At 69.1% G+C, this 21,111-nt stretch carries 18 protein-coding genes, 1 tRNA gene and 1 pseudogene; 7 read left to right on the top strand and 13 right to left on the bottom strand.

Translation table 11 applies throughout. The annotated features are described in order from the left end of the window. The first annotated feature begins 27 nt into the window (after nucleotides 1-27). Together ASE10_RS14670 and ASE10_RS14665 are read left to right on the top strand one after the other, a co-directional pair. Nucleotides 28-522: a hypothetical protein gene (locus ASE10_RS14670; protein ID WP_055900495.1), complete on the top strand. Its 495-nt coding sequence runs from the start codon at nucleotides 28-30 to the stop codon at nucleotides 520-522. Between the two features lie 378 nt (nucleotides 523-900). Continuing rightward, complete coding sequence (locus tag ASE10_RS14665) at nucleotides 901-1,410, top strand: hypothetical protein (protein ID WP_055900492.1); 510 nt, start codon at nucleotides 901-903, stop codon at nucleotides 1,408-1,410. Between the two features lie 70 nt (nucleotides 1,411-1,480). Here the strand turns inward: ASE10_RS14665 and hrpA are convergent, their stop codons facing one another. Next, on the bottom strand, nucleotides 1,481-5,458 hold the full coding sequence (hrpA, locus tag ASE10_RS14660; protein ID WP_056305868.1) for an ATP-dependent RNA helicase HrpA: 3,978 nt from the start codon (nucleotides 5,456-5,458) through the stop codon (nucleotides 1,481-1,483). A 203-nt stretch (nucleotides 5,459-5,661) separates the two neighbouring features. Between hrpA and ASE10_RS14655 the strand changes: the two are divergent. The 4 genes and pseudogenes from ASE10_RS14655 to ASE10_RS14640 form a co-directional block, all read left to right on the top strand. Next, nucleotides 5,662-6,141 (top strand): annotated as a pseudogene (locus ASE10_RS14655) (Dps family protein); the annotation flags it as partial. A gap of 261 nt (nucleotides 6,142-6,402) precedes the next feature. After that, the gene (gene recQ / locus ASE10_RS14650) at nucleotides 6,403-8,214 is read left to right on the top strand and encodes a DNA helicase RecQ (protein ID WP_055900484.1); all 1,812 of its coding nucleotides are present in this window, start codon (nucleotides 6,403-6,405) and stop codon (nucleotides 8,212-8,214) included. 879 nt (nucleotides 8,215-9,093) lie between these two features. Next, nucleotides 9,094-10,047 (top strand): prolyl aminopeptidase, encoded by a 954-nt coding sequence (pip, locus tag ASE10_RS14645; protein ID WP_055900482.1) that lies wholly within the window; start codon nucleotides 9,094-9,096, stop codon nucleotides 10,045-10,047. Between the two features lie 50 nt (nucleotides 10,048-10,097). Next, nucleotides 10,098-10,610, top strand: coding sequence for a hypothetical protein (locus ASE10_RS14640; RefSeq protein ID WP_056305873.1), 513 nt, complete (start codon nucleotides 10,098-10,100; stop codon nucleotides 10,608-10,610). Between the two features lie 106 nt (nucleotides 10,611-10,716). Here the strand turns inward: ASE10_RS14640 and ASE10_RS14635 are convergent, their stop codons facing one another. Then, on the bottom strand, nucleotides 10,717-11,316 hold the full coding sequence (locus ASE10_RS14635; RefSeq protein ID WP_055900476.1) for a hypothetical protein: 600 nt from the start codon (nucleotides 11,314-11,316) through the stop codon (nucleotides 10,717-10,719). 291 nt (nucleotides 11,317-11,607) lie between these two features. On the opposite strand from ASE10_RS14635, the gene ASE10_RS14630 reads away from it, so the two are divergent. Beyond that, a complete protein-coding gene (locus tag ASE10_RS14630) occupies nucleotides 11,608-12,339 on the top strand; it encodes a GAP family protein (RefSeq protein ID WP_056305876.1) in 732 nt (243 codons plus the stop codon). A 166-nt stretch (nucleotides 12,340-12,505) separates the two neighbouring features. Here the strand turns inward: ASE10_RS14630 and ASE10_RS14625 are convergent. From ASE10_RS14625 to ruvB, 11 genes are all read right to left on the bottom strand, one after another. Beyond that, a tRNA-Lys gene (locus ASE10_RS14625) sits at nucleotides 12,506-12,581 on the bottom strand. Between the two features lie 92 nt (nucleotides 12,582-12,673). Beyond that, on the bottom strand, nucleotides 12,674-13,372 hold the full coding sequence (queC, locus tag ASE10_RS14620; protein WP_055900471.1) for a 7-cyano-7-deazaguanine synthase QueC: 699 nt from the start codon (nucleotides 13,370-13,372) through the stop codon (nucleotides 12,674-12,676). A 119-nt stretch (nucleotides 13,373-13,491) separates the two neighbouring features. After that, nucleotides 13,492-14,169, bottom strand: coding sequence for a 7-carboxy-7-deazaguanine synthase QueE (queE, locus tag ASE10_RS14615; RefSeq protein WP_055900468.1), 678 nt, complete (start codon nucleotides 14,167-14,169; stop codon nucleotides 13,492-13,494). Between the two features lie 121 nt (nucleotides 14,170-14,290). After that, nucleotides 14,291-15,109 carry a tol-pal system protein YbgF gene (gene ybgF, locus ASE10_RS14610; RefSeq protein ID WP_055900464.1) on the bottom strand — a complete coding sequence of 273 codons (819 nt, stop codon included), beginning with the start codon at nucleotides 15,107-15,109 and terminating at the stop codon, nucleotides 14,291-14,293. Nucleotides 15,110-15,124: 15 nt separating this feature from the next. Next, nucleotides 15,125-15,664, bottom strand: coding sequence for a peptidoglycan-associated lipoprotein Pal (pal, locus tag ASE10_RS14605; RefSeq protein ID WP_055900461.1), 540 nt, complete (start codon nucleotides 15,662-15,664; stop codon nucleotides 15,125-15,127). A gap of 97 nt (nucleotides 15,665-15,761) precedes the next feature. Next, nucleotides 15,762-17,075, bottom strand: a complete 1,314-nt coding sequence (gene tolB / locus ASE10_RS14600; protein WP_055900457.1) for a Tol-Pal system beta propeller repeat protein TolB — start codon at nucleotides 17,073-17,075, stop codon at nucleotides 15,762-15,764. Nucleotides 17,076-17,210: 135 nt separating this feature from the next. Then, nucleotides 17,211-18,176: a cell envelope integrity protein TolA gene (gene tolA, locus ASE10_RS14595; protein WP_055900454.1), complete on the bottom strand. Its 966-nt coding sequence runs from the start codon at nucleotides 18,174-18,176 to the stop codon at nucleotides 17,211-17,213. Continuing rightward, a complete protein-coding gene (gene tolR / locus ASE10_RS14590; RefSeq protein ID WP_055900451.1) occupies nucleotides 18,173-18,622 on the bottom strand; it encodes a protein TolR in 450 nt (149 codons plus the stop codon). The genes tolA and tolR overlap by 4 nt, the downstream gene beginning before the upstream one ends. A gap of 95 nt (nucleotides 18,623-18,717) precedes the next feature. Continuing rightward, nucleotides 18,718-19,497, bottom strand: a complete 780-nt coding sequence (tolQ, locus tag ASE10_RS14585; protein ID WP_055900448.1) for a protein TolQ — start codon at nucleotides 19,495-19,497, stop codon at nucleotides 18,718-18,720. Nucleotides 19,498-19,534: 37 nt separating this feature from the next. Then, nucleotides 19,535-19,969: a tol-pal system-associated acyl-CoA thioesterase gene (ybgC, locus tag ASE10_RS14580; RefSeq protein ID WP_235565770.1), complete on the bottom strand. Its 435-nt coding sequence runs from the start codon at nucleotides 19,967-19,969 to the stop codon at nucleotides 19,535-19,537. A 4-nt stretch (nucleotides 19,970-19,973) separates the two neighbouring features. Beyond that, entirely contained in the window at nucleotides 19,974-21,002 is a 1,029-nt protein-coding gene (ruvB, locus tag ASE10_RS14575) for a Holliday junction branch migration DNA helicase RuvB (protein WP_055900443.1), read from the bottom strand. Nucleotides 21,003-21,111: the final 109 nt, after the last annotated feature.

Raw genomic sequence — 21,111 nt, 5'->3', positions numbered from 1 at the left:
GCGGCCAACCGACCCGAGGAACAGCACATGCTCCGCACCCGCCCGCTGATCGTCGCCACCCTGCTCGCGCTGGCTCCACTGACGGTGTTCGCGCAGTCGCAGCCGCCGATCGAACAGCAGATGACGCCCGAACAGTTCAAGGCCGCCGGCCTGGACAAGCTCGACGCGGCGGAGCTGGGCCGTCTCAACGACTGGCTCAACCGCAAGATCGGCGACGAGAGCGCCAAGGCCGCCAAGAGCACCAAGGAGCTGATCGAAACCGAGCATCGCGGTTTCTTCAACTTCGGCGGCTCCAGCGACCCGATCGTCGCGCACATCAGCGGCGAGTTCCGCGGCTTCGGTCGCGGCCGCCAGTACGTGCTCGACAACGGCCAGGTCTGGCAGCAGTCCGACGACGCCTCGCTGGCGGGCGTCAAGCTCAGCAACCCGGAAGTGAAGATCAACCCGGGCCTGATCGGCAATGTCTGGTATCTGTCAGTGCAGGGCTACAACGCCCGCGCCAAGGTGCAGCGCACCAAGTAAGTACCCGGGCCGCGTCCGCGCACGGACGCGGTCGTCTTGGAACGCCGTCCCCGCACAGGCGGGGAAGCGCGAACGCATCCTCCCCAGTCAGTCCGGCCAGCAGGCGTGCCCTGCTGGCGTTCGGCCGCGCACGAACCCACCATTCTTCAGAGCACCGCTCGTCCTCGCAGCGCGGGGCTGGCGCGCGGGAACAAGGGAACGGGGTCTTGCGATCGGCGGTTGCCGTACACGGCGTCGCGACGTTCCGTGCCGCCCTGGCGGCGTCAAGAAACTGTCATACCTCCGCAATATTCTGGGCGAACCAGCGAGCGCCGCCTGCGATCCGTGCCGGAATCCGGCGTCGGCGCCCGCCCTCCGATCCCGTCGCCAGGCTCCCCCATGCATCGATTCCACCGCACCGTCCTGCTGCTCGCGCTCGCCCTGCTGCCTAGTCTGGCCGGCGCGCAGACGCCCTACCGCGAAGTCGAGCGCCGCCTGACGCCCGAGCAGTTGCGCGAGACCGGCCTGGATGCGCTGAGCCCGGCGCAGCTGGCCCTGCTCAATCGCCTGTTGCGCGAGGACGACGAACGCGAAGCCGCGGCCGCTCCGCAGGCTCCGGCGGCCGCCACGGCCACCGCGATGGCGCCGGGCCGCGACGACGCCGGCCTGCTGGAAGGCGCCAGCGACGGTCCGATCCGCAGCCGCCTGGTCGGCGATGTCGCCGAATGGGCGCCGGGCACCGTGTTCGCGCTCGAGAACGGCCAACAGTGGCGCGTGCTCAAGGGCAGCCTGAAGCTGCACAAGCCGATGCAGGCGCCAGCGATCGTGGTGGTGCCGGGCGTCAGCGGACGCTGGTTCCTGCAGGTCGACGAAGACCTGCCCAAGGCGCGGGTGCAGCGGATCAAGTGAGGTTCCGGCCCACGCGCGCCGCGCGTGGCTTTGCCGATCGGCGAAAAAGCCGTCTAGTTAACGCCACGCTCTAATTCCGCAGCTGCGCCAACCTGTTGGCCAACTTCTTCGGCGACACCCCGCCGCGCACGCCCAGTTCCTGCGCGAACAGCGACACGCGCAGCTCTTCCAGATCCCAGCGCAGGGCCTGCCAGCCCGGCGTGGCGGCGTCGCCGGCCGCGGTCGCGGCGGCGAGCGCGTCCGCGAACGGTTTGAGTTCGAGCATGCGCGCCTGATCGCGCACCGGGTCGCGCAAGGCGCGCTCCCCGCGCAGGGCCAGCGCCTTGAGGTAGCGCGGGTACTCGCGCAAGGCCTCGGCCGGCACCTCGCGCAGGAAACCCGGCGGGGTCAACGTCGCCAGTTGCGCGCGCATGTCGTCGAGGTTGCCGCTGGCCCAGCCCATCAGCGGCGATTCCAGCTTGGCGCGCGCCTCGGCGACCGCGGTCAGGATGGTTTCGGCCTGGCGCAAACGCTCCATCGCCTCCGGGAACAGCTTGCGCGCGGCCTCTTCGCGCCGCGCTTCGAACGCGGCCGCGTCACGCACCTGCTGCAAGGCGTCGTCGTCGCCCAGCAGCGAGCGCAGGGCGCCGCCGACCAGATCGTCGCGCAGTCGATCGCTGTCGCGCGGGCCGTCGGGGCGCGGCGCGGCCGATTCGATCGCCGCGTACAGCAGCCCGGTCTTGGGCGACACCGGCAGCTGCTTGCGCGCCTGCTTGAGTTTGTCCGCCAGCGCGATCGCCAGCAGCCGGCGCACGCCGCCCGGATGCGCGCGCAGCGCGGCCTCGCGCTCGGCGTGCACGCGCAGCGACACCGTGTCGCCGTCGTCGTGCAGGGCCGGGAACGCCGGCACGCCGGCGGCGCCGGGCACCGAGGTCGGAATCGGCTGCTCGGGGAACGCGGTCAGGCCGCGCTGGCCCAGACCGTCGGCGGCGCGGGCCGCGAACGCGCGCGCGGCGAGCTCGCCGTAGCGCGCACGCAGTAGTTCGAGGTCGCGCGATTCGGCCAGCACCGTCGGCTCGGCCTTGCGGCCGCCCTTGTCTTCGCCGGCATCGAGCAGGCGCAGGTTCATGCGCAGATGCGGCTCGATCGAAGCCGCATCGAAATCGCTCGCCGCGACCTCCACGCCGGTCAGCTTGCGCAGGAAGCGCGCAAGCGCGCCGACCAGATCGTCGGCCTCGGGCTTGGCGTGCGCTTCCTGGAACGCCTTGGCGAAATCCGGCGCCGGAACGAAGTTGCGGCGCAGAGTCTTGGGCAGCGACTTGATCAGCGCGGTGGCCTTGTCGGCGACGAAACCCGGCGCCAGCCACGACAGCTGCGCCGGATCCAACGCGTTGAGCAGGTGCAGGGGCACCGCCAGGGTCATGCCGTCGTCGATCGCGCCGGGCTCGAAGCGGTAACGCACGGCCAGGCGCGCGTTGCCCAGTTGCAGATAGGGTGGGAAACGCGCGGCCTCGCTTTCGCCGCCGACCATCAGATCGGCGCTGGACCATTCCAGCGCGGCCTTCTCGTTGGCCGGCAATTTGGCGTACCACGCGTCCAGCGCCTGGACGTTGTGCACCTGCGGCGGCAGCCGGTCCAGGTACCACTGCGCCATCCATTCCTCGTCGACCACCAGGCCGGCGCGGCGCTGCTTGGCTTCCTCGTCGCGCGCCTTGGTCAGGCTGGCGAGGTTGCGCTGCAGGAACGCGGCGCGGGTGTTGATCTCGCCGGTGACCAGGGCGTCGCGGGCGAAGATCGCGCGGCTTTCCTCCGGGTACAGCGCGCCGTAGTGCACCGGCCGCTTCGGCGCCAGCACCAGGCCGAACAGGCTGATCTGCTCGCTGCCGACCACCCGCCCCTGCGAACGCGCCCAGCGCGGATCGTGATGACGGCGCGCGAGCAGATGCGGCAGCTCCTGGATCGCCCAATCCGGCTCTATCGTGGCATTGGTCATCGACCACACCCGCTCGGTGTCGAGCAGGGTCGCGGCCAGTACCCACGGCGGCGGCTTCCTGGCCAGCGGCGAGCCGGGGAACAGCTGGAACTTGCGTCCGCGCGGACCGTCGTAGAAGCCCTTGTCCCCGCGCAGGCCGATCTGGGTCGGCAGGCCGGCCAGCAGGGCGCGATGCAGGGTGGCGTAGGCGCCGGAATCGATCTCGCCGGGCAGGGTCTTGATCGCCCAACCCAACTCCTCGCACAGCAGTTTCAGCTGGCGATGCAGCTCGCGCCATTCGCGCATGCGCAGGAAGCCGAGGAAGTGCTTCTCGCACCAGCCGCGCAACTTGGACTGGGTCAGCTCCTCGTGCGCGTTCTGGTAGGCGTCCCACAGCTTGAGGATGCCGACGAATTCCGAGCGCGGATCGGCGAACTCGGCGTGGGCGTTGTCGGCCGCGGCGCGCTGATCGGCCGGGCGCTCGCGCGGGTCCTGGATGCCGAGGAAAGCCGCGATCGCGACCATTTCGCGCAGGCAGCCGTGGTCGTTGGCGGCCACCAGCATGCGCGCCAGTTTCACGTCGACCGGCAACCGCGCCATGCTGCGGCCGATCGCGGTGAGCTTGCGCTGCTCGTCCACCGCGCCCAGTTCGGTCAGCTGCTGCCAGCCGTCGGCGATCGCCCGACCGTCGGGCGGCTCCAGGAACGGGAAGGCCTCAATGTCGCCCAGGCCCAGCGACAGCATGCGCAGGATCACGCCGGCCAAGGCGGCGCGGCGGATCTCCGGATCGGTGTAGCGCGGCCGCGATTCGAAATCGGCCTCGCTGTAGAGCCGGTAACAGGTGCCTTCGCTGATGCGGCCGCAGCGGCCCTTGCGCTGATCGGCGCTGGCCTGCGACACCGGTTCGATGTGCAGCCGGTCGAGTTTGCCGCGCGGGCTGTAGCGCTTCACCCGGGCCAGGCCCGGATCGACCACGTAGCGGATGCGCGGCACGGTCAGCGAGGTCTCGGCGACGTTGGTGGCCAGCACGATGCGGCGCTTGGGGCCGGGATTGAACACCCGGTCCTGGTCGCGCACCGACAACCGCGCGTACAGCGGCAGCACTTCGGTCTCGCGGTACTTGCGCCGTTCCAGCGACTGGTGAGCGTCGCGGATCTCGCGCTCGCCGGACAGGAAGATCAGCACGTCGCCGCGCGGATCCTCGCGGGTGATCTCGTCGCAGGCGGCGACGATGCCGTCGTTGACGCTGCGCTCGCCCTGGCGCGCCTCGCGCATGCGGCCGTCGCTTTCGGATTCGCCCTCGCCTTCCAGCGGCCGATAGCGCACGTTGACCGGATAGCCGCGGCCCTCGACGCTGACCACCGGCGCGCCGTCGAAATGCGCGGCGAAGCGCTCAGTGTCGATGGTCGCCGAGGTCACGATGACCTTGAGGTCGTGGCGCTTCTTCAACAACTGCTTCAGATAGCCGAGCAGGAAGTCGATGTTGAGGCTGCGTTCGTGGGCCTCGTCGATCAGGATGGTGTCGTAGGCCGACAGCCAGCGGTCGGACTGGATCTCCGCCAGCAGGATGCCGTCGGTCATGAACTTGATCGCGGTGCGCTCGCCGACGTTCTCGTTGAAGCGCACCTGGTAGCCGACCGCGCCGCCCAGCGGGGTATTCAGCTCTTCGGCCACGCGCCGCGCCACCGCGCGCGCCGCGATCCGGCGCGGCTGGGTGCAGCCGATCATGCCGGCGGCGCCGCGCCCGGCGGCCAGGCACAGCTTGGGCAGCTGGGTGGTCTTGCCCGAGCCGGTTTCGCCGGCGATCACCACCACCGGGTGTTCACGGATCAAGGCCACAATGCGCTCGGCCTCGCCCGCGATCGGCAGCGAGGCTTCGACCGGGGCCTGAGGCAACGCCGCCGCGCGCGACTCGCGCTGCGACACCGATGTCGCCAGCGCCTGCGCGAACGCATCGCGCGCGGCCGCGTCGCCCGGCTTGCCGCTCCAGCGCGACCACAGGCCGTGCAGGCGGCCGCGGTCGCGGCTCAGCGCGCCGTCGATGGCGCGCCGGGCCTGGCGTAACGCATTGCTAGCAGGAGCGTCTATAGACTTCATCGTTCGATAGCTTTTGCGGATCGCTCCGCAAGAAACAAAATATTTCACTTCGCGGGCGGCAGCGCCTATTGTCGCCGCAACACTCGAAAAGGGAGCAACACGTGGCCAAGACCAAACCCAGCAAGCCCAGCAAGGGCAAGACCGACAAGACCAGCAAGACCGCCTCGCTCAGCCCGGCCGCATCGCCGGCGGCGTCCAACAAGGCGCCTTCGATCGATATCGGGATCGGCACCGGCGATCGCAAGAAGATCGCCGAGGGCCTGTCGCGCTTCCTGGCCGACAGCTACACCCTGTACCTGAAGACCCACAACTTCCATTGGAACGTGACCGGGCCGATGTTCAACGCCCTGCACACCATGTTCGAGACCCAGTACACCGAGCAGTGGACCGCGCTGGACGATATCGCCGAGCGCATCCGCGCCCTGGGCTTCAACGCCCCCGGTTCCTACGCCGAGTTCGTGCGCCTGACCTCGATCCCCGAGGAGCCGGGCCTGACCGAAGCCGCGGACTGGCGCGAGATGGTACGCCAGCTGGTGGTCGGCAACGAAGCCGTCTGCCGCACCGCGCGCGCCGTGCTGGACCAGGCCGACGACGCCGACGACGCCCCGACCGAGGACCTGCTGACCCAGCGCCTGCAGACCCACGAGAAGTACGCCTGGATGCTGCGCTCGCTGCTGCAGTAAGCGCTTAGGCCTTTGCTCCCTGTGGGAGCGACGTAAGTCGCGATCCGGACGCCCGCGCTGCAGCGGTCCCGGGGCGATCGCGGCTTACGCCGCTCCCACAGGGGTGGTTTTTGCGGGTCGGCTAGCCTCGTCGACCCTGTCCGGCTGCCGTCGCAGCGCGTCGCGCCGGAGAGCGCCCCGCCGCCGGCTGCGGCGACTTCCTACAGCGCGCCGCGCCTCCCGCTTAGCGGCCATAACGCCGGCGCTCGTTACACTAGCGCCATGCCAGACCACGCCCTCGACCTGCTGCGCCGAACTTTCGGCCATCCCGACTTCCGCGGCGAGCAGGCGCAAATCGTCCAGCACGTGAGCGACGGCGGCGACGCCCTGGTGCTGATGCCCACCGGCGGCGGCAAATCGCTGTGCTATCAGCTGCCCTCGCTGCTGCGCGACGGCTGCGGCATCGTGGTCTCGCCGCTGATCGCGCTGATGCAGGACCAGGTCGAAGCCCTGCGCCAGCTCGGCGTGCAGGCGGCCTTCCTCAATTCCACCCTGGACGCCGCGGCCGCGGCCGAAGTCGAGCGCCAGCTGCTGGCCGGCGAGCTCGACCTGCTCTACATCGCCCCCGAGCGCCTGCTGACCGGACGCTGCCTGGCCCTGCTCGACCGCGCCCCGATCGCCCTGTTCGCGATCGACGAGGCCCACTGCGTCTCGCAATGGGGCCACGACTTCCGGCCCGAGTACCGCGAACTCACGATCCTGCACGAGCGCTGGCCCGACATCCCGCGCATCGCCCTGACCGCGACCGCCGACGCCCCGACCCAGCGCGAGATCGCCGAGCGCCTGAAGCTGGAGGACGCGCGCCGCTTCGTCAGCTCCTTCGACCGCCCCAACCTGCGCTACCGCGTGGTCCACAAGGACAACGGCACCCGCCAGCTGCTGGACTTCCTGTCCGCCCACCGCGGCGACAGCGGCATCGTCTACGCCTTCTCACGCCGGCGCGTGGACGCGGTGGCCGCGCAACTGGTCGAAGCCGGCATCCGCGCCCTGCCTTATCACGCCGGCATGGACGCGGCCACGCGCGCCGCCAACCAGCGCCGCTTCCTGCAGGAGGACGGCGTGGTGATGGTCGCCACCATCGCCTTCGGCATGGGCATCGACAAACCCGACGTGCGCTTCGTCGCCCACATCGACCTGCCCAAGTCGATCGAGGGCTACTACCAGGAAACCGGCCGCGCCGGCCGCGACGGCGAACCCGCCGAGGCCTGGCTCTGCTACGGCCTGGGCGACGTGGTCAACCTGCGCCAGCTGATCCAGCAGGGCGAGGCCGGCGAGGAGCGCAAGCGCCTGGAGCTGCGCAAGCTCGACGCCCTGCTCGGCTACTGCGAATCCACGCAGTGCCGGCGCCAGTCGCTGCTGGGCTGGTTCGGCGAACCGCATCCGGGCGCCTGCGGCAATTGCGACAACTGCCTGGATCCGCCGCAAAGCTGGGACGGCACCCAGGCCGCGCGCAAGGCCCTGTCCTGCGTCTACCGTACCGGCCAGCGCTTCGGCGCCGGCCACGTGATCGACGTGCTGCGCGGCGTCGAAACCGAGAAGGCGCTCAAGTTCGGCCACGACCGCCTCAGCACCTGGGGCATCGGCGCCGACCTGGACGCGCGCCAGTGGAGCAGCGTGTTCCGGCAACTGGTCGCCGGCGGCCTGCTCGAAGCCGACATCGAACGCCATGGCGCACTGCGCCTGACCGCCGACAGCGGCCCGGTGCTGCGCGGCGAGCGCGACCTGCGTTTCCGCACCGAACAGCCCAAGACCGCGCGCAGCCGCAAGACCCGCGGCGGCGCCGCCGCGGCGCCGATGATCGATCTCGATCCGGCCTCGCTGGCGCGCTTCAACGCGCTGCGCGAATGGCGCTCGACGACCGCGCGCGAACAGAACGTGCCGGCCTACGTGATCTTCCACGACGCCACCCTGCGCGCGATCGCCGAAGCCGCCCCGGACGACCTCGACGACCTGTCGGGCATCCCCGGCATCGGCGCCAGCAAGCTCGACCGCTACGGCGAGGCGGTGCTGCAGCATCTGCTCGACCACGCCTGAACCGCGATCCTGCCTCGGGTGAGCGACTCAATCCGCAACCCCACTACAGACAGGAATAACCCAAGCCCCGCCCCCGCTTTGGGGTAGGAGCGGCGTAAGCCGCGACCACGAACCCAACCAACAGCGCAAGCCCTCCGCAGTCGATATCGCCCCTGCTTCCTGTGGGAGCGGCGTAAGCCGCGATCGCGCCAACCGCGAGCCGGCGCAAGCCCGCCTCAGTCGATGCCGCCGAATAGCCGCAGGACCGATGGCACCCCAACCGACGCCGGCTAGGGATGCGGTAGCAACGATACGACGCAACGCTGTCGCGGCCCCCCCTCCTCCCCCTCGAATCGCCCCTGCTTCCTGTGGGAGCGGCGTAAGCCGCGATAGCGCCAACTCGCGAACCAGCGCAAGCCCGCCTCAGTCGATGCCGCCGAACAGCCGCAGGGCCGATGCCCCCTAATCGACGCCAGCTAGGGATGCGGTCGCAGCGATACGACGCAACGCAGTCGCGACTCACCCCGCTCCTCCCCCTCGAATCGCCCCTGCTTCCTGTGGGAGCGGCGTAAGCCGCGATAGCGCCAACCGCGAGCCGGCGCAAGCTAGCCCGCAGTCGATGCCACCGAAGGGCCGCAGGGCCGATGACACCCCAACCGACGCCGGCTAGGGATGCGGTCGCAGCGATACAAAGCAACGCGATCGCGGCTTACGCCGCTCCCACAGGAAGCCGGCCAGCGTCAGGTCGCCGCCCTGCGCCACCATCGGACACGCTCGCGCGGCCATCGCCGTCACCGTTCCACTGCTCCATCGCTCCATCGCTCCATCGCTCCATCGCCGCCCTATCGTGCCCGCCATCGCCTCGCCGTATGCTTGCGTAAACCTCACGGAACGCGGCCCATGCGCGAGCTATACCCCGAGATCGAGCCCTACCGCACGCAACGCCTGGCGGTCGACGATCTGCACGAACTGCATATCGAGGAATGCGGCAATCCCGACGGCGTGCCGGTGATCTTCCTGCACGGCGGTCCCGGCGCCGGCGTCTCGCCCTACCACCGCCGCTTCTTCGATCCGGCGCGTTATCGCATCGTGCTGTTCGACCAGCGCGGCGCCGGCAAGTCCACGCCGCATGCGGAACTGCGCGACAACACCACCTGGCACCTGGTCGCCGACATCGAGACGATCCGCGAGCATTTCGGCATCGATCGCTGGGTGGTGTTCGGCGGTTCCTGGGGCTCGACCCTGGCCCTGGCCTACGCCCAGACCCATCCCGAACGCGTGCTCGGCCTGGTGCTGCGCGGGATCTTCCTGGGCCGTCCGCACGAACTGCGTTGGTTCAACGAACTCGACGGCGGTGCGCGCTGGATCTTCCCCGAGCGCTGGGAGCGCTATCTCGACCACATCCCGCGCGACGAGCACGACAATCTGACCGAGGCCTACTGGCGCCGGCTGGACAGCGACGATCCGGCCGTGCGCCAGGCCGCGGCCGAGGCCTGGGGCTACTGGGAAGGCGGCAGCACCACCTTGATCCACGACCCCTACGAAGCCGGCAATTTCGACGAACCGCGGGTCGCGATCAGCGTCGCCCGCGCCGAGGCGCACTACTTCCGCAACGACGTGTTCCTGGAGTCGGATCAGCTGCTGCGCGACATCGGCCGCATTCGCCATATCCCGGCGACCATCGTCCATGGGCGCTACGACATCATCTGCCCGGCCAAGAACGCCTACGACCTGTCCCAAGCTTGGCCGGAAGCCGAACTGCGCATCGTCCTGGCCGGCCACAGCGCGGCCGATCCGGCGATCGTCGACGTGCTGGTGTCGGCGACCGACGCGTTGGCCGACCGCTTCGGCTGAACGCGACGTCACGGAGCTGCATTCCCGGGACCTTCTCGCAAGGAGCACGCATGCGCATTCCCCTGGCAACGCTGGTAGCGCTGGACGAGGACGAACTGTCCGAGGCCTTGACCTGGATCGACTGGCGTTCGTTCGAGTCCGAGGTCGTCACCGGTTTCTCGGACGAGCTAGACGAAGCCGATGCGATCGGCATGCTCGACGAGGACGATCCGCGGGAGCTGGTCCACCGCGGCCAGACCTACCTGATCCCGCTGACCGAAAGCGGCCGCGACCGCTACGTCATGATCGCCTCCATCGCCGAGATCCTCAAAGACCGCTACACCGTGTTCGTGCACAGCGATTCCTATGGCGGCGCGGACACCCACGGTTTCCTGGTGCTGACCAACGCGGAAGCCGCGCAGGCCCGGCAGCATCATTCCGATTGGCTGGAGCGGAGCTTCGAACCGCTGCCGCTGGCCATCGACGGCTTCAGCGGCAAGGCCATTCCCTACTTCGGGTTCGTGCCGCCGCCCGAGCCTGGCGACACACCCGCGGACAAGAAGCCGTTCTGGAAATTCTGGTGAGTCGCCGCACAGGCCGCGTCGACGCCTCAGGCTCGTAACGGTCACATTCTGATAAGACCGACTGCGCGCGAAGCGACGCGCCGACGGCGCGCCGCGACGCATGCCTTCATTTCTGCGCGGGAGCGAACTTCACCGTTTCGTACAGCTTGGCCATGCCGGCGCTTGCGGCGCTTTCGTTCGCGGCCACGGTCTGAGCGTAAAGCAGGCAGACCCAGCCTTCGCCGCAGGGCTTGAGCGCGTACAGGTCGACGCGCTTCGCATACGGCGAGTCGGCACCGAACAGGTTGTGGTTGTAGCGCGAGACCAGCGCCGGGAAACGGCCGCCCAACTTGTAGTCGGCGTGCTTGGGCTGGCTGTAGTTCTTGGAGCCGTCGATCTGGCGCTCGACCAGGAATTCGGCCGCGCCCTGCAGCGAAGGCGCGATGTCCTCGGGATAGACCTGGAGCGTGATGTCCAGCCCCAGGGTCTCGAAGTCGGGCTTGTCAGCCTCGATCCCCAGCGCGCGCCCGCCGCCTTCGTCCATGGCGGTGTTCTCGGTGACCGTCCAGTTGCCCGGCAGCGAAACGCTGATACCGTCCTGGGCGTACTTCTTGGCATGGGCGACATCCGGCGCGGCGATGGCGGGCGTGGCGATTTTCTCCGCGCGCACCGGCATGGCGGTCGCGGCAGCGGCGAACAGCAGAAGACTGAGCGAAGTACGAAGCATGGGAATCCTTTCGACGGGGGATGAACGCCGTATTCGGCGCACGCCAAGATAGTGGCTGGCAATGCCGGCGACAATCCACCCAACGCGATTCGCGCGTATCGCGAGTTTCGGACGCGCCCGCATCGGCATACACGGCGACGGCGGTATTGGCTCGGAAACGGGCGCTGGCCGGCGCGCGCCTGGGTCGATGTGCGGATCTCCTGGCCGTTAGCGAAGCATGCCGAACGGCCCAGGCCTTGCCGCCGATGCCTGCGTCACAATGCCGCTCCCGCTTACCGGCGCCGGAACCGCATGACCGACATCGTCCTGCCCGTACTCGGATTGGCCGTCGTGGACAGCGTCAATCCTTCCGCCCTGGCCGTCGCGCTGTGGTGGATGGCGCGCCCCGGCGCGGCGCCGCGCCTGCTGGCCTACATCGCCAGCATCGCCCTGACTTACGCGGCCTTGGGCATCGCGCTGATGCTGGGCCTGGGCGTAGCGGTCGAGCGCTACGGCAAGGCCTTCGATCATCCGCTGGCGCTCGCGCTGCAACTCGCGCTCGGCCTGGGCATGCTCGGCTACGCCATCTTCGCCCCCAAGCAGTCGAAAACCGTGCCGGAACAGCCGCAGCCGCGCGTCGGCGGTCTGCTCGGCATGGCCCTGCTCGGGGCGACGGTCACCGCGATCGAGCTGGTCACCGCGCTGCCGTACTTCGCCGCCGTGGCGCTGATGACCTCGGCCAAGCTCGCGCTATGGCAATGGCTGCCGCTGCTGCTGGTCTACAACGCGATCTTCGTCGCACCGCCCTTGCTGCTGCTGGGCCTGTACCTGTTCGCGGGCCGGCGCCTGCAAGGCCGGTTCGAGCGTTGGCGCGAGTCGCTGCAACGCGGCGCGCGCGAAACCCTGCTGTGGATCGTGGCGATCGCCGGATTGGCCCTGGCCGGCGATGCGGTCGGGCGTTTCATGGGCAAGCGCGCCGACCTCGCGGACATCTTCGACGACCCGTCGTCGGCTGCGGCGCCTCATGCCGAGCGCGGCGACTAGCCGCTGCGACGCCTCTGCGGGCCTTCGCAGTGAAATGCGCCTCGGCGCACGAGGTCTCCCTCGACAGCCCGAACCGCTGGGCGAGGCCCTGGAAGCTCACGCCCGCTCAAGCGCCGCGTCGGACGGGCAATAAAAAACGCCTGGGAGCGATCCCAGGCGTCGTATTTGGTGGGCCGTGTAGGATTCGAACCTACGACCAAAAGATTAAAAGTCTTCTGCTCTACCGACTGAGCTAACGGCCCGGAACATCGCCGGCAGCGCGCCGGAGTCGGACATTCTAACAAGCCGTCCGCGCCGAGTCAGGCCCCCGCTGAGCGGGGCCGGACGCGGCGGTTCAGACGTAGCGCGTCGGATCGGCCACGCCGGCGGCGGCGAAGCCCTCGGCGCGCAGGCGGCAGGCGTCGCAGTGACGGCAGGCACGGCCTTCGTCGTCGGCCTGATAGCAGGACACGGTTTCGGCGAAATCCACGCCCAGGCGCATGCCCTCGCGCACGATGTCGGCCTTGCTCAGGTACTGCAGCGGCGCGCGCACCCGCAGGCCCGCGCCCTCGACGCCGGCCTTGGTGGCCAGGTTGGCCAGGCGCTCGAAGGCCTCGACGAACTCCGGACGGCAGTCGGGATAGCCCGAATAGTCGACCGCGTTGACGCCGCAGTAGATGTCGGCCGCGCCCAGCACTTCGGCCCAGCCCAGCGCCACCGACAGCATGATGGTGTTGCGCGCCGGGACGTAGGTGACCGGGATGTCGTCCTTGGCCGCGTCCACGCCGACCGGATGATGGTCGGTGTCCAGCGGCACGGAGATCGTTTCGTCGGTCAGCGCCGAGCCGCCGATGCTGCGCAGGTCGACGTTGACGGTCTTGTGCGCGACCGCCCCCAGCGAGCGCGCCACGCGCGCGGCGGCATCGAGCTCGGAAGTATGGCGCTGGCCGTAACGCACGCTCAGCGCATGCACGGCATAGCCCTGCTCGCGCGCGATGGCGATGACGACGGCGGAGTCCATGCCACCGGAAACGAGGACGACGGCTTTTTTCATGGCGATTCGGGATTCGGGATTGGGAATGGGTTAGAGCGGGCGACGGGAAGCGCGCAGGATCCGGCGGGGTCGGAAGCCGCTGTCGCGAATCCCGAATTTCCGATCCCGAATCCCGGCCGTCAACGCCCGGGCTCGTCGTTCCAGAGGATCTTGTGCAACTGCAGCTGGAATCGCACCGGCAGGCGGTCGGCGACGATCCAGTCGGCCAGGTCGCTGGGTTTGATCTGGCCGAAGCTGGGCGAGAACAGCACGTCGCAGACCTCGGTCAGGCGGTGCTCGGCGACCACGGCCTTGGCCCAGTCGTAGTCCTCGCGGCTGCAGATCACCAGCTTGACTTGGTCGCGCGCGGTCAGCAGGGCCAGATTGCTCCACAGGTTGCGATGCGCTTCCTTGGAATCCGGAGTCTTGATGTCGAGCACGCGCGACACGCGCGGGTCGACCTCGGCGATGTCGATCGCGCCGGAAGTTTCCAGCGAGACCTCGTAGCCGGCGTCGCACAGCCGGCTCAGCAAGCCGATGCAGCGCTTCTGCGCCAGCGGCTCGCCGCCGGTGACGCAGACGTGGCGCGCGCCGTGGCTGGCGACCTGCGCCAGGATGTCGTCGATCTGCCACCACTCGCCGCCGTGGAAGGCGTAGGCGGTGTCGCAGTACTGGCAGCGCAGCGGGCAGCCGGTCAGGCGCACGAACACGGTCGGCCAGCCGATGCTGCGGGCTTCGCCCTGCAGGGACAGGAAGATTTCGGTCAGCCGCAGGCGTTCGGGCGACGCCAGGGCCGCGTCGGTCGAGACGGCATTCATAGGCATAGTTTATCGGAGCCGGCCGGCATGGGCTGGAACGGGGCTGGAATGCAGCGGTGCGCGGGCCTGCCTGCGGGCAGGCCCGGAGGCGCGGCTTGCGCCGGCCCTGCCGGGGGGCGGCTTAGCGCAGGCGGCCGAGCTGCAGCGCGTTGAGGCGGTCGGACGCGGCGCGGGCGGCGTCGGTGCCCGGGAAACGCGAGACCACTTCGCCCAGGGTGCGCTCGGCCGCGTCGACCTGGCGCAGGCCCTGCTGGGACAGGCCCATCTTGAGCAGCGCGCCCGGTGCCTTGTCGTGGGTCGGGTAACGCTCGTACAGGGCCTGGAACTGGACCAGGGCGAGCTGGTAGTTCTGGGTCACGTAATAGCTTTCGCCCAGCCAATACAGCGCGTTGGGGGTGTAGGTGCCGTTCGGGTAGGTCTCGATGAAGGCCTGGAACATGCGCGCCGAGTCGGCATACAGACCGGCCTTGAGCGCGTTGAAGGCGACATCGTAGGCGCTGCGCTCGTCGGCGCTCTGGGCCACGGTGCCGGCGTCGCCGTAGACCGTCGGGGGACGGTCCTGGGCGGCCGCATGCGGCGGCGGCGCAGCGGCGGGCTTGGGCGCAGCGGCGGCCGGAGCCGGCGCGGCGGCAGGCGCGCTGCCTTCGAGCTGGTTCAGGCGGCCGTCCAGATCCAGGTACTGGTTCTTGCTCGACTGCTGCAGCTGCTGATTCTGCTGCTGCAATTCCTCGACCTGCGAACGCAGCGCCTGGACTTCCGACTTGAGCTGGGTGACCTGGTTGAGCAGGTCGACGTTGGCCTGATTGTTGGCCGCGCGCTGCTCCAGCACCGCGACGCGGTCGGCCAGGCTGGCGCGCTGGGCGTACGCGGGGGCGGCGGCCGCGAGGGCCGCCGCTCCGCAGACGATCGAAGCCGCTAGGGTCTTTGCGAACGTGCGCATCGATCGTGGGTCCGATTACTTGGAGGTGTACACGATCTCGACGCGACGGTTCTTGGCCCAGCAGTCCTCGTTGGAGTCGGTGCAGACCGGGCGCTCTTCGCCGTAGGAGGTCACGGTGATCTGGCTGCCCGAGCCGCCGTTGGCCTGGATCGCCGAGGACACCGCATTGCCGCGGCGCTCGCCGAGGCCGAGGTTGTACTCGCGGCTGCCGCGCTCGTCGGCGTTGCCTTCCAGGGTCATGCGCGAGGACGGACGGTCGCGCAGGTACTTGGCGTGGCAGCCGACGATGGCCTGGAATTCCGGCTTCAGGCTGTCCTGGTCCAGATCGAAGTAAACCACGCGCTGACGCAGGCAGGCGTCGGTGTCCAGATCGTTCGGACCGTAGGCGCCCGAGGCGGTCGGACCCATGTCGGTCGACGGCTGAGTGGTGCCGACGTTGCTGCCGGTGTCGGTCGGCGGAACTTCCTTGACCTTCTTCGAGCAGGCGACGGCGACGGTGCAAAGCAGTGCGGCGAGCACGACCTTGCCGACGGTGGCAGGAGCGATCTTGTTCATGGTTTTTCCTCGTCAGTGGAACGTGGGGGCAGGACTAGCGGGACAGCCGGTGCCGGGGGATGCGGATACGTGATGCGGGATTGGCCTGGACGCGCGATCAACGCGGCGTGCGGTACGGACCCCATGCCGGTTCGCGTACGTCGCCGTCGTCCAGGACCACGCGCTCGCGCACGCGGGCGTCGGCGGAGACCGAATACAGCACGCCCCGGCGGCCTTCGCGCGCAGCATAGATGATCATCGCGCCGTTCGGAGCGAAGGTCGGGGACTCGTCCAGCGAACCCGGCGACAGGGTGCTCCAGCGCGGCGAACCCAGGCTGGAGTCCATCATGGCGATGCGATACGTGTTGCCGGCGCCCTGGGCGACCGCGATTTTCTTGCCGTCCGGGGACACGCTGGGGGTGGCGTTGTAGCTGCCCTGGAAGGTGACGCGGGTGGCGCCGCCGCCGCTGGAGGAGACCTGGTAGATCTGCGGGCGACCGCCGCGGTCGGAGGTGAAGTAGATCTTGCTGCCGTCGGCGCTCCAGGTCGGCTCGGTGTCGATGCCGAAATGGTTGGTCAGCTGGGTCAGCGCGCGGCTGCCCAGGTCCATGGTGTAGATCTCGGGGTTGCCGCTGCGCGACAGGGTCAGGGCCAGGCGGCGGCCGTCCGGCGAGAACGAGGGCGCGCCGTTGATGCCGCGGAACTTGGCCACCAGCTCGCGGCTGCCGGAGCTGATGTTCTGGATGTAGATCGAGGAATTGCCGCCTTCGAAGCTGACGTAGGCCAGGCGGTTGCCGTCGGGGCTCCAGGACGGCGACAGCAGCGGCTCGGGCGAGCGCACCACCGGCTGCGGGTTGAAGCCGTCGGAGTCGGCGATCTTGAGCACATAGTCGGCGCTGCGGCCGGTGCCGTTGGCGGTGACGTAGGCGATACGGGTGAAGAACGCGCCGCGCACGCCGAGGATGCGCTCGTAGATCTTGTCGGCGATCTGGTGGGCGGCGTCGCGCACGGCGTTGGTGCGCGCGGTGTAGGCGAAGCCGTCCAGGCGCTGCTGCTTGGCGACGTCGAACAGTTCGTATTCGATGCGGTAGCTGCCGGCGCCGCCGTCGAGGACGCGGCCGACCACGATGTAGTCCTGGTTGATCGCGCGCCAGGTCGGGTAGTTGATCTCGCTGCCGCGGCTGGGCTTGTCGGCGATCTGCTCGACCGGCAGGCCGCGGAACTGGCCGGAGCGGTTGAGGTCGTCGCGGATCACCTTGGCGATGTCGGTCTGCGGCGCCGAGCCGGAGCCCTGGTACGGCATCGGCACCACCACGATCGGCAGGGCTGCGGCCTTGCCGCCGACGATATCGACTTCCAGCCCCTGGGCGGCGGCGGAGAACGGAAGCAGCAGCGCGAGCAGCGCGGCCAGCCAGGACAGGGGTCGGTTCATCGGCACTCCATTACGGGTGAAAACGGGCACAGGTACGGCACGGACACTGTTCAGCTTGCGATTCTTAACAGTTTGGAGGTGAACGCCGCCTCAAAGCTGAACGAATTCAGGCTGAAGCGGCATTCCTGCACCCGGTCACTGATCCTGGGCGGTGAAATTGAAGTTGAGCTGGCGGTTGAAGACCTTCTCGAAGCCGGCGTAGGGCAAGGGCTGGGCCTTGAGCACGGCGGCCTCGATCGAGCGCCGCGCCTGCTCGTCGTAGGAGCACGGCGACGATACCTGTACGTCGATGACGGTGCCGCCTTGGAGCTGGCGGATGACCAGTCGGCATTTGGCGCCCAGCGGCACGCTCTCGGGCCGGGTCCACTTGGCCAGGATCGCGGCCTGCAACGCGGCCTGGTAGGCCGCCATCAGGCCCGGATCGCCCTGGCCGCCGGCGCCCGGGGTCGGTTGGGCGGCGTTGGCGTCGGCCTGGCTGCTTGAGGCGCTGCGGGCCTGGGCGTCGGCCAGCTGCTTGAGCTTCTGTTCGGCCAGGCTGGCCTCGCGCGCAGCGGCGGCGCGCTTGCGGCGGATGTCTTCGAGCTGCTTCTGGCGCTCCAGTTCCATCGCGGTCAGGCGCTGCTGGCGCTGGGCCTCGTCCTGGCGCTCCTGCTCGGTCAGGTCGACCTGTTCCTGGCGCTGCTTGGCTTCCTGCAGCTTCTTTTCGTCGGCGGGGTTCGGGGTCGGCGTATCGACCACCTGCTCCTGGCTGCGGTCGTCCGGGACCGGGATGAAATCCTGCGGCGCCTGCTGCACCGGCGTCGGCGAATCCTGCGGACGCGGCTCGGGCTCGGGCTGCGGCAACGGCAGGCTGTCCTCTATTTCCGGCTCGGGCTGAGGCAGCGGTTCGGAGATTGGCTCGGGCCGGTTGCGCAGCGTGCGCTGCATCGCCGCCGACAGGTCGGACACGTCGGTCAATTCCGACTCCATCGGCGAACCGCCGCCGGCCGGCGCGCCTTCGAACTTCCACAGCGCGCCGAGCAGGATCGCCAGGATCAGCAGCCCGTGCAGCAGCAGGGCCAGACCGACGGCTTGCGCGGTGTCGGCGCTGGTTTCCCTCATCGGGCCGCGCCCTTCTGCGGCTGGCTCATCAGACCGACCTTCTCGACCCCGGCGCCCTGCAGGATCTCCATCGCCTCCATCACCGGCTGGTAATTGGAGCGGCCGTCGCCGGCGATGTAGACCTGCAGTTTTTCCTTGCCGTTCTGCGCGACCAAAGCAGTCATGCGGGCGCGCAGCATGTCGCGGGTCACCGCTTCGTTGCTGCCGGCCTTGACCGCGAGGAAGTAGTTGCCCTTGGCGTCGATCTGGACCACGACCGGATCGTTCTTGGTCTCGATCGACTTGGCGTTGGACCTGGGCAGGTCGACGTCGACGCCCAGGGTCAGCAGGGGCGCCGTGACCATGAAGATGATCAGCAGCACCAGCATCACGTCGATGTAGGGCACGACGTTGATCTCGGCCTTGAGTTTGCGCTTGCGATGACGGCGCGCGGTTATGCCGGACATGGCCTTCCTCTCAATTCTTTACGACGCCTTCCGCCGCGGCGGAAGGCATAGGAGCGCGCTGGCGCTCGGATGCGGACGCGTGCGAGTGGCTCGCATCAGCCTTCGTCGAGGTGGGACTGCCGCTGCAGGATCGAGGAGAACTCCTCGGAGAACGCGTCGTAGCGCACCGACAGGCGCTCCACGCCGGTGGCGAAACGGTTGTAGGCCCAGACCGCCGGGATCGCCACGAACAGGCCCATTGCGGTCGCCAGCAGCGCCTCGGAAATGCCCGGCGCGACATCGGCGATGCCGACCTGCTTGGTGGTCGAGATCAGCGAATGCATGGTGACCATGATGCCGAACACGGTGCCGACCAGGCCGATGTAGGGCGAGGTCGAGCCGATGTTGGCGAGCAGTTCGAGGTTGTGCTCCAGGCCGTCGAGTTCGCGCGAACCGGTCGCGCGCATCGCGCGCTGGGCGCCTTCGAGCTGGGCGCGGGCATCGACGCCGCGACGCTGGCGGATGCGGTTGAACTCACGGAAGCCGGCTTCGAAGATCGCCTCCAGGCCGCCGACGCCGCGGCCGCGCTCGGTGGTGCCGGCGTAGAGCTTGCTCAGTTCGGCGCCGGACCAGAAGCGTTCCTCGAAGTGGTCGGCCTCGTTCCTGGCGCGCCGGATCACCTTCCATTTGCGGAAGATGATGATCCAGGATGTGATCGACGCCAGTACCAGCAGGGCCATGATCAGCTGCACCGGGAGACTGGCCTTGAGCACCAGGTCCAGCAGGCTGAAGTCGGCGCCCGCGGCGCTCGCGGCGGCCTGCGTCACCGCGCTGGCGGCCTCTTCCGGCAGGGCTTCCACGGTCGTGGCCAGAAGCGCGATCAACGATGACGTCATGCTTGTTTCTCCGTAGCCCGCAGCACGGGCCTGATGGTTACGTTGGTTCTTGCGGCGCCGGGGTCACCAGCGCTTTCAGCGGCTCGTACAGCGCCGCCGGAATCGGGCGCGGGCGGAAGTCCTGCGGGTCCAGCGCGGCCAAGCGCACCGTCGCCGTGAACAGACGCTCGTCGCCACGGTGGATGGCCTGCGCGAACACCAGGCTGGCGCGGCGGCACTCGCGCAGCTCCGCCGACACCGACAAGGCGTCGTCGAGGCGCGCGGGCTTGAGGAAGTCGATCTGCATCGCGCGGACCGCGAACACCAGCTCGAACTCCAGCCGCAGCCGCTCCTGGCCGTAACCCTGGGCACGCACCCATTCGCTGCGCGCGCGTTCCAGGAACGCCAGGTATTGCGCGTGGTAGACCACGCCACCGGCGTCGGTATCTTCCCAATAGACGCGTGTCGGCCAACTGAACGCCGGTGCAATCACTCGCTCAACCCTCTTCGAAAAGCCCGCTGGCATTGGCTTTCGGCTTCAGGCCGATGTGCCGGTAGGCCTTGGCCGTGGCCATGCGGCCGCGCGCGCTGCGGACCAGGTAGCCCTGCTGGATCAGGAAGGGCTCGATCACGTCCTCGAGCGTGCCGCGCTCCTCGCTGAGCGCGGCGGCCAACGATTCGACCCCGACCGGACCGCCGTCGAAGGACTCGATGATGGTCTGCAGCAGGCGCCGGTCGAGCTCGTCGAAGCCCTGCGGATCGACCTTGAGCATGGCCATGGCCGCGTCCGCGGTCTGGCTGTCGATGCGGCCGCCGGCGCGGACCTGGGCGTAGTCGCGCACCCGGCGCAGCAGGCGGTTGGCGATGCGCGGGGTGCCGCGCGAGCGCTTGGCGATCTCGGCCGCGCCCTCGGGCACGCAATCGATGCCCAGGATCTGGGCCGAGCGGCGCACGATCTTGGTCAGTTCCTCGGCGCTGTAGAACTCCAGGCGCTGGACGATGCCGAAGCGATCGCGCAGCGGCGCGGTCAGCAGGCCGGCGCGGGTGGTGGCGCCGATCAGGGTGAACGGCGGCAGGTCGAGCTTGATCGAGCGCGCCGCGGGGCCCTCGCCGATCATGATGTCGATCTGGTAGTCCTCCATCGCCGGGTACAGCACTTCCTCGACCACGGGCGAGAGGCGGTGGATCTCGTCGACGAACAGCACGTCGTGCGGTTGCAGGTTGGTCAGCAGCGCGGCCAGGTCGCCGGCCTTCTCGATCACCGGGCCGGAGGTCTGGCGCAGGTTGACGCCCAGCTCGTTGGCGATCACGTGGCTCAGGGTGGTCTTGCCCAGGCCGGGCGGCCCGAAGATCAAGACGTGATCCAGGGCCTCGCCGCGGCCCTTGGCGGCCTCGATGTAGATCTTGAGCTGCTCGCGAACCGGCTGCTGGCCCAGGTATTCGTCCAGGCGCTTGGGCCGGATCGAAGCCTCCAGGGCCTCGTCCTCACGGTTCGCGCCGGGGGCGATGATGCGGTTTTCGGTCATGCGGCTATGTTCGCATGGGCGGGGGCGGCTCTGGGGCGACGCCGGTGGCGGTTGGCGCCGGGAAGGCGGCTGGCTGCGGCGGATGGAGGCGGCTGGGTGCTTCTCGCGC

Origin of the sequence: Lysobacter sp. Root76 (assembly GCF_001428685.1) — a bacterium.
In the GTDB taxonomy this organism is placed as follows: domain Bacteria; phylum Pseudomonadota; class Gammaproteobacteria; order Xanthomonadales; family Xanthomonadaceae; genus Lysobacter.
The sequence above is the reverse complement of the archived record's forward strand: the minus strand, read 5'-3'. Positions and strand labels throughout refer to the sequence as shown.

What these genes read in the sequence shown, in the direction of transcription:
- ASE10_RS14670 (WP_055900495.1), top strand. Translation starts at nt 28, where the DNA reads ATGCTCCGCACCCGCCCGCTGATCGTCGCCACCCTGCTCGCGCTGGCT.
- ASE10_RS14665 (WP_055900492.1), top strand. Translation starts at nt 901, where the DNA reads ATGCATCGATTCCACCGCACCGTCCTGCTGCTCGCGCTCGCCCTGCTG.
- hrpA (WP_056305868.1), bottom strand. Translation starts at nt 5,458, where the DNA reads ATGAAGTCTATAGACGCTCCTGCTAGCAATGCGTTACGCCAGGCCCGG.
- recQ (WP_055900484.1), top strand. Translation starts at nt 6,403, where the DNA reads ATGCCAGACCACGCCCTCGACCTGCTGCGCCGAACTTTCGGCCATCCC.
- pip (WP_055900482.1), top strand. Translation starts at nt 9,094, where the DNA reads ATGCGCGAGCTATACCCCGAGATCGAGCCCTACCGCACGCAACGCCTG.
- ASE10_RS14640 (WP_056305873.1), top strand. Translation starts at nt 10,098, where the DNA reads ATGCGCATTCCCCTGGCAACGCTGGTAGCGCTGGACGAGGACGAACTG.
- ASE10_RS14635 (WP_055900476.1), bottom strand. Translation starts at nt 11,316, where the DNA reads ATGCTTCGTACTTCGCTCAGTCTTCTGCTGTTCGCCGCTGCCGCGACC.
- ASE10_RS14630 (WP_056305876.1), top strand. Translation starts at nt 11,608, where the DNA reads ATGACCGACATCGTCCTGCCCGTACTCGGATTGGCCGTCGTGGACAGC.
- queC (WP_055900471.1), bottom strand. Translation starts at nt 13,372, where the DNA reads ATGAAAAAAGCCGTCGTCCTCGTTTCCGGTGGCATGGACTCCGCCGTC.
- queE (WP_055900468.1), bottom strand. Translation starts at nt 14,169, where the DNA reads ATGAATGCCGTCTCGACCGACGCGGCCCTGGCGTCGCCCGAACGCCTG.
- ybgF (WP_055900464.1), bottom strand. Translation starts at nt 15,109, where the DNA reads ATGCGCACGTTCGCAAAGACCCTAGCGGCTTCGATCGTCTGCGGAGCG.
- pal (WP_055900461.1), bottom strand. Translation starts at nt 15,664, where the DNA reads ATGAACAAGATCGCTCCTGCCACCGTCGGCAAGGTCGTGCTCGCCGCA.
- tolB (WP_055900457.1), bottom strand. Translation starts at nt 17,075, where the DNA reads ATGAACCGACCCCTGTCCTGGCTGGCCGCGCTGCTCGCGCTGCTGCTT.
- tolA (WP_055900454.1), bottom strand. Translation starts at nt 18,176, where the DNA reads ATGAGGGAAACCAGCGCCGACACCGCGCAAGCCGTCGGTCTGGCCCTG.
- tolR (WP_055900451.1), bottom strand. Translation starts at nt 18,622, where the DNA reads ATGTCCGGCATAACCGCGCGCCGTCATCGCAAGCGCAAACTCAAGGCC.
- tolQ (WP_055900448.1), bottom strand. Translation starts at nt 19,497, where the DNA reads ATGACGTCATCGTTGATCGCGCTTCTGGCCACGACCGTGGAAGCCCTG.
- ruvB (WP_055900443.1), bottom strand. Translation starts at nt 21,002, where the DNA reads ATGACCGAAAACCGCATCATCGCCCCCGGCGCGAACCGTGAGGACGAG.